The organism is Streptomyces hydrogenans, from assembly GCF_014656075.1.
GTDB lineage: Bacteria > Actinomycetota > Actinomycetes > Streptomycetales > Streptomycetaceae > Streptomyces > Streptomyces hydrogenans.
The window spans coordinates 1-5,357 of record NZ_BNBS01000235.1 but is presented as its reverse complement, the minus strand read 5'-3'; the positions used below and the strand labels follow the sequence as shown (position 1 = coordinate 5,357).

Annotated in this window: 5 protein-coding genes; 1 reads left to right on the top strand and 4 read right to left on the bottom strand. The window is 67.8% G+C overall.

Going from position 1 to position 5,357, the window contains the following annotated elements; translation table 11 throughout:
• Positions 1-509 precede the first annotated feature (509 nt).
• The 4 genes from IE321_RS40605 to IE321_RS40590 form a co-directional block, all read right to left on the bottom strand.
• Entirely contained in the window at positions 510-863 is a 354-nt protein-coding gene (locus tag IE321_RS40605) for a PRC-barrel domain-containing protein (protein ID WP_190226651.1), read from the bottom strand.
• Between the two features lie 297 nt (positions 864-1,160).
• Positions 1,161-1,541 carry a hypothetical protein gene (locus IE321_RS40600; protein WP_190226650.1) on the bottom strand — a complete coding sequence of 127 codons (381 nt, stop codon included), beginning with the start codon at positions 1,539-1,541 and terminating at the stop codon, positions 1,161-1,163.
• Positions 1,542-2,532: 991 nt separating this feature from the next.
• A complete protein-coding gene (locus IE321_RS40595; RefSeq protein WP_190226649.1) occupies positions 2,533-3,090 on the bottom strand; it encodes an SMI1/KNR4 family protein in 558 nt (185 codons plus the stop codon).
• A 536-nt stretch (positions 3,091-3,626) separates the two neighbouring features.
• Entirely contained in the window at positions 3,627-4,061 is a 435-nt protein-coding gene (locus IE321_RS40590; RefSeq protein WP_229916826.1) for a MarR family winged helix-turn-helix transcriptional regulator, read from the bottom strand.
• A gap of 117 nt (positions 4,062-4,178) precedes the next feature.
• On the opposite strand from IE321_RS40590, the gene IE321_RS40585 reads away from it, so the two are divergent.
• On the top strand, positions 4,179-5,306 hold the full coding sequence (locus IE321_RS40585; protein ID WP_190226648.1) for an NADH:flavin oxidoreductase: 1,128 nt from the start codon (positions 4,179-4,181) through the stop codon (positions 5,304-5,306).
• Positions 5,307-5,357 lie beyond the last annotated feature (51 nt).

Below are 5,357 nucleotides of genomic sequence, written 5' to 3'. Positions count from 1 at the left end.
GCAGACCAAGGGCAACGCCCGCCAGGCCAAGGAAGACATCAAGGACACCTTCCGACACTAGAACCGGCCCCCATACCCGCGAGGCCCCGTCCCCTCCCCCCGGTCGGGGCCTCGCGCCATGCCCGAACACACCAAAGGGCTCGCCGCCTCCGGCGAAGCACCGCCCGGCCGACTCCGACACCGACGAGGACGAGCAGGGCTCTTCGGTCAGCGACATCACATTCTCCTTCACGGGTGCCGCACACCTGCCCCATAACCGGGGCGGCAATCCGCAGCCGGAACGTGACGGCACGGATTAGGGGGATAGATCTGACCGCCTCTCTTCCCTGGGGCCCGCGCCCGCACGGGAAGCCTCTGCCGGTCCGCTCTGCACGCGTCGGAGCAAGCCGACGGCATGAGAAGCCCTGCCCGTGGTGACCGCCCGGATCCACCAGCCGATAAACCTGTGACCGGCGAACCGGCGGCCGGGGAGCCCCGGCCGTGGTCCTACGGCTTTTGAGGGGCCTGTGTCACCTGCTCCGGGCGGCCTCGACGAAATACGCGGCCACGTCCTGCCGGTACTGGTCGTCGGCTCGGTCAGCCTCGGAGAGGTGCTGCGGCGCGTTCTCGACCTGCCCTCGTGTGAGGGCCAGCCGGATGGTCTCCTCCTCCGCTTCGCACCGGACGACCGCGCTGGCCGGAATCAGCAGCTTTCCGAAGATCCACGCTCCCCCGTCCAGGACCAGCCAGGCATCGCCCGCCTCCTCGGACTGTCCGTCCACACGTCCCACGAACCCGTCGGTCGCCATCACGCTCCAGCCGACCAGGTCCGTGCCGGTCCGGTGCCCACAGGTCGGGCTGTACTCCCACAGGTCGTCCGCCACAACGGTGCTCCTTCGCTCTCGGGCCGGGTATGGACACGATGCGTTCCGCCCGGCGGTCCACTGACCGCGTGCCCGCCACTCCGGCACTGCACCCTCCCGGCTGGACGCCCGCATGCTCTCAGCGAAGGAGGGGCTCTGAACGAATACGGGGCTCCCCCGCCTCAGCCCAGCGCAACCTCTTCAACCGCGTGACTGGCCAGCTTTACCACTGCCTCCAGCACGGACACCACTTTGACGAGGCCGTGGCATTCCCCTCCCAGGCCCCGCACTCGTACAAGTGGCCTTCATACAGGAACCTCACAGAAGTCCGGCGGCCTGTCGAAGCTTCGCTCGTGCGTCAGGGCTGTCCGCTTGCTCTGCCAGCGTCGCCACCACACTCGCGTTTTCCGCGAAGACGGCCCGGCACTGTTCGCGCTCAGGATGGTCGCTGTCGCTGCCGAACCAATGCACCATGGCCTCGTTGCGGCCATCGATCGGCTCGGAGAACCCTGCAATCGAGACCACAAGATCCAGCAGTCCACCCTGCGCAGGAACCTGCGGGTTGCCTGCGAGGCGGAGCAGGAACGGCAGTACGGCCGGCATGGCCGCGTTCATCTCTCTGACGCTATTGAGGATGGAGTTGGTGAGCACCCGCTTGGCCTCAGGGGCGGCAGCCTGATCGAGAAGTCCGTGCAGCACCTCTGGGATCGTGGCAGGGCACTCGGGGAACTCGGACCAGGGAACTTCCTCGCACCCTCGGAGGGCGGGATGAGCACGGCCGGCATCACCCGCTCGCGGATGCTCCTGGAGAAACCGAGCGATCTCCGCCTCCTTGACGGCCAGATCCGTGCTGCACACCTGCCGGCCCCCGTCCTGCCGCGATACGCCGCGAGCTCCGCGTCAGCCGCACTCTCGCGCAACCAGAGATCCGTACACAAGCCAAGTCGGCGAAAAGGCTGTTCGACCCCTCCAACGACCACGAAGGCTCGGCTCGACGAGATAGGCGCCTGAGGCGTCTATCAGGGTCACGACCCCGGGGCCGAGAAGACGGCGGGGGTGCGATGCTCACCCCGCACAGACTCTCTTTCCCTGACAGGGCGTCGGAGCTCTCCGGCGACCGGGTGACTGCCCCGCGCCGCCGTCTCCTCCGCCCGCCGCGAGGAGGGAAAAGACCTCTCCTGGTCTCCAGAGAGGTGTCGGCGCGGGAATCGAGTGACCCACGGCCCCTGACCGCCGCGAACGCGGGGCGCGGCCGGAGGGGCCCGCAATCGGTAACACAACCGCCTCAGCGTCTCCTGCTTGTTCACGCGACGGGGAGGCACCCGCCTGCGGTCCACGCGAGACGGGGCGGGGGCCAGCCGTGGTCCTGGCGGGCGAGGAGTGACCCGAGTACTGCCCCTTGCAGGTCGCAGCGGTGCGAACTGCGGCTTTGTAAGCCTGGTAGCGACGTCCTCACCGTTATCGCAGCTCAGCCAGCCTGCGTGGCGCGACGGCTATCGAGGGGCGTAATCACCGCGGTCCCCCTCCAGTGGCCGTGGCTGACCACTCAATCCGGCACGCATCTGGCACACACGGTCAGAGCTCGATGCGCTGTCTCATGACGTCGTCTGCATCTCCGTACCGCAGGACGACGGCCTCCGGCAGCCAGTCCCTTGCGCAAGTACCGGATGCCCAGGTGCCCGACAGGTACTCACCAGGGGTGGTCTGGGCCGTCCTCGAACTCCGGGAGGTAGCGCAAGGTCGGGCCGGGCCGGTAGCGCCCCAGGAAGGGCGGGCGGTGCGGGCCTTCGACGCAGCTCAGGAGGAACTCGGTGAACGGGCCAGGGGCCTCGTGCCACTTCCCCTCCTCCGTCTCGACCACCACGCGCCAGTCGTCGGGGTCATCCCCCTCGGGAAGGAAGTAGCACGTGGTGCCGTCCCCACCCCCACCCCACTGAACCAGCCCGCCTGGGTGGGGATGGAAGGGGAACGGAGTGCGCTCCGGGTCGTCGAGATGCGGGCGTCCTGACGTCGACCAGATCTGCTCCAGTTCGGCCCGTGTCCCCTCGACCGGGCGAACGAGCCAGAAGAGCTCGTCGAAGGAGCCCGGCCCGTACAGGTCGAGGAAGGCCTTGTAGTCCGTCGGCAGGGCCAACCCGAGATGACCCTCGGCCGCCTCCCACAGCTGCGGCCGCGCCCAGCCCCAGCACGGCGGCTCACCCAGCAGTTCCCTCAGTCGCGCCGCCGCAGGCGTCGGTTGGTCGTTCATGAGGGGCACCCTGTCAGACCCCACCGCCAGGCCCTCGCCCCGCCCCCGCTGCACACGCCGCTCTGGAAACCCGGCAATCCCGTGCGCAAGAACGAACAAGGCCCAGGCTCCCGGTTCAGTACCGGTGACCTGGGCCTTCGTCGTGCTACCTACTGGTGGGCGCGGACGGTTTCGAACCGCCGACATCTGCTTTGTAAGGCCGGTGGCAAGCATGGTGGTAAGCGAAACCGGTGTGGGGACGGGGAGCCGGTCACCACCAGGGCGCCATCGCCGTCCCGCGGGGCAGTACGGAGAGTCTGCTCCGGTGAGGAGTGGAGCGGCCGCCTGCACCAATACGAACAGCTTCAGACGCAAGGCGGCCCGGTATTTCGCGACGGAGACGCGCTGGTGAACCGCTGCCAGTTCGTTGAGGATCACCAGCGCCGTCACGGCGTGAAGCGGCTCTGCGACATCCTCTGAACAGCATGGCCCTGCCGACGCAGTGGGCCCATCGAGCAGATCCTTGCAGGCGTCGAGAAGGCGCAGGGTGGCCGAAGTCAGGCAACGGGCCGGGAGACGAAGACCTGCTCCAGCAGGGTGTACAGGGAGTCCCGCTCCTGTTCGTCGAGCCTTTCGATGCCTTCCTTCGTGGTACGCATCTTCGCGCGGATCGCGTCGGTGAGGTGCTCACCCTCTGCGGTGAGGATGACGTTCTTGACGCGCCGGTCGAAGGCGTCGGGCTCGCGGCGCACCAGGCCGCGCTGCTCCAGCCGGTCGATGATCCCGGTGACGTTGGAAGCGTCGCAGGCCATGGTCTCGGCCAGGGAACGCATCGCGGCGGGTCCCCGGCGCAGCACGGTCAGGGCCTTGCCCTGGCTCGCGGTGAGGTTCTCGCTCGCCGCCGCGACGATGAAGTCACCGTAGTAGGCGCCGAGCGATACGGAAAGCAGCTCCATGAGCTGGGCCGTGTCGACGCGGGGGCCTTCTCTCATGGCGGCCACCCTACCTGGAAATACTTGACCATCTCAAACATTTACCTCTACCGTCCCCTATTGCATGAGGTTCTCAAGCATCAAGGTTGTCAAGTAATCGCCATGAGGAGTGTCCCTGTGACCGCCACCGCGTCCCCCGCTTCCCGTGCAGCCGAGATCCTGTCCCGGCCTGTCACGCTGAACGGCCTGACCGTCCCGAACCGCATCGCGATGGCGCCCATGACGCGCATGTTCTCCCCCGGTGGGATCCCCGGCGAGGACGTGCGGTCGTACTACGCCCGCCGCGCCGCCGCCGGCGTGGGCCTGATCGTCACCGAGGGGACCTACGTCGGCCACGAGTCTGCCGGGCAGAGCGATCGCGTGCCGCGGTTCCATGGCGAGGAGCAGTTGTCAGGGTGGGCGAAGGTCGCGGAGGCGGTGCACGCGGCAGGCGGCACGATCGTGCCGCAGCTGTGGCACATCGGCATGGTCCGCAAGCAGGGCCAGGCCCCCTACGCCGACGCCCCCGCCATGGGCCCCTCCGGCATTCGACCCGACGGCACGGAGGGTACCGGCAAGGCAATGACCCAGAAGGATCTGGATGATGTCATCGGTGCCTTCGCCGGCGCCGCCGCGGCCGCCGAGCGCATCGGCTTCGACGGCGTCGAACTGCACGGCGCACACGGCTATCTCCTCGACCAGTTCCTGTGGGCGGGGACCAACCGCCGTACCGATGCCTACGGCGGCGATCACGTCGCCCGCACGAAGTTCGTGGCCGAGATCGTGACCGCGGTCCGCGAGACCGTCTCGCCCGACTTCCCGGTGATCTTCCGCTTCTCTCAGTGGAAGCAGGACGCCTACGACGCACGACTCGCCGAGACCCCGGAGATACTGGAGGCGATCCTGGCTCCACTTGTTGCCGCTGGTGTTGATGTGTTTCACGCCTCCACCCGCCGTCACTGGATACCGGAGTTCGATGGCTCGGATCTGAACCTGGCAGGGTGGACCAGGAAGCTCACCGGCAAGCCCACCATCACCGTCGGCTCGGTCGGTCTCGACGGCGACTTCATCCATGCCTTCGCAGGCGAGGGCGCCCCGGTCCAGGGCATCGATGACCTTCTCGACCGCCTGGAGCGTGACGAGTTCGACATGGTCGCGGTCGGGCGCGCGCTCCTGCAGGACCCGCAGTGGGCGGCGAAGGTCCTTGCCGGACGGACCGACGAGCTGAAGCCGTACGACGCGGCTGCGGTCAAGACGCTGAGCTAGTGTGATGCGCCAGAAATCCTGAGGGTTGGTAAGTACCCTGTTGTCATGTCG

Excerpts from the sequence above, each read along its gene's own strand:
- IE321_RS40595 (WP_190226649.1), bottom strand. The coding sequence starts at position 3,090 with ATGAACGACCAACCGACGCCTGCGGCGGCGCGACTGAGGGAACTGCTG.
- IE321_RS40590 (WP_229916826.1), bottom strand. The coding sequence starts at position 4,061 with ATGAGAGAAGGCCCCCGCGTCGACACGGCCCAGCTCATGGAGCTGCTT.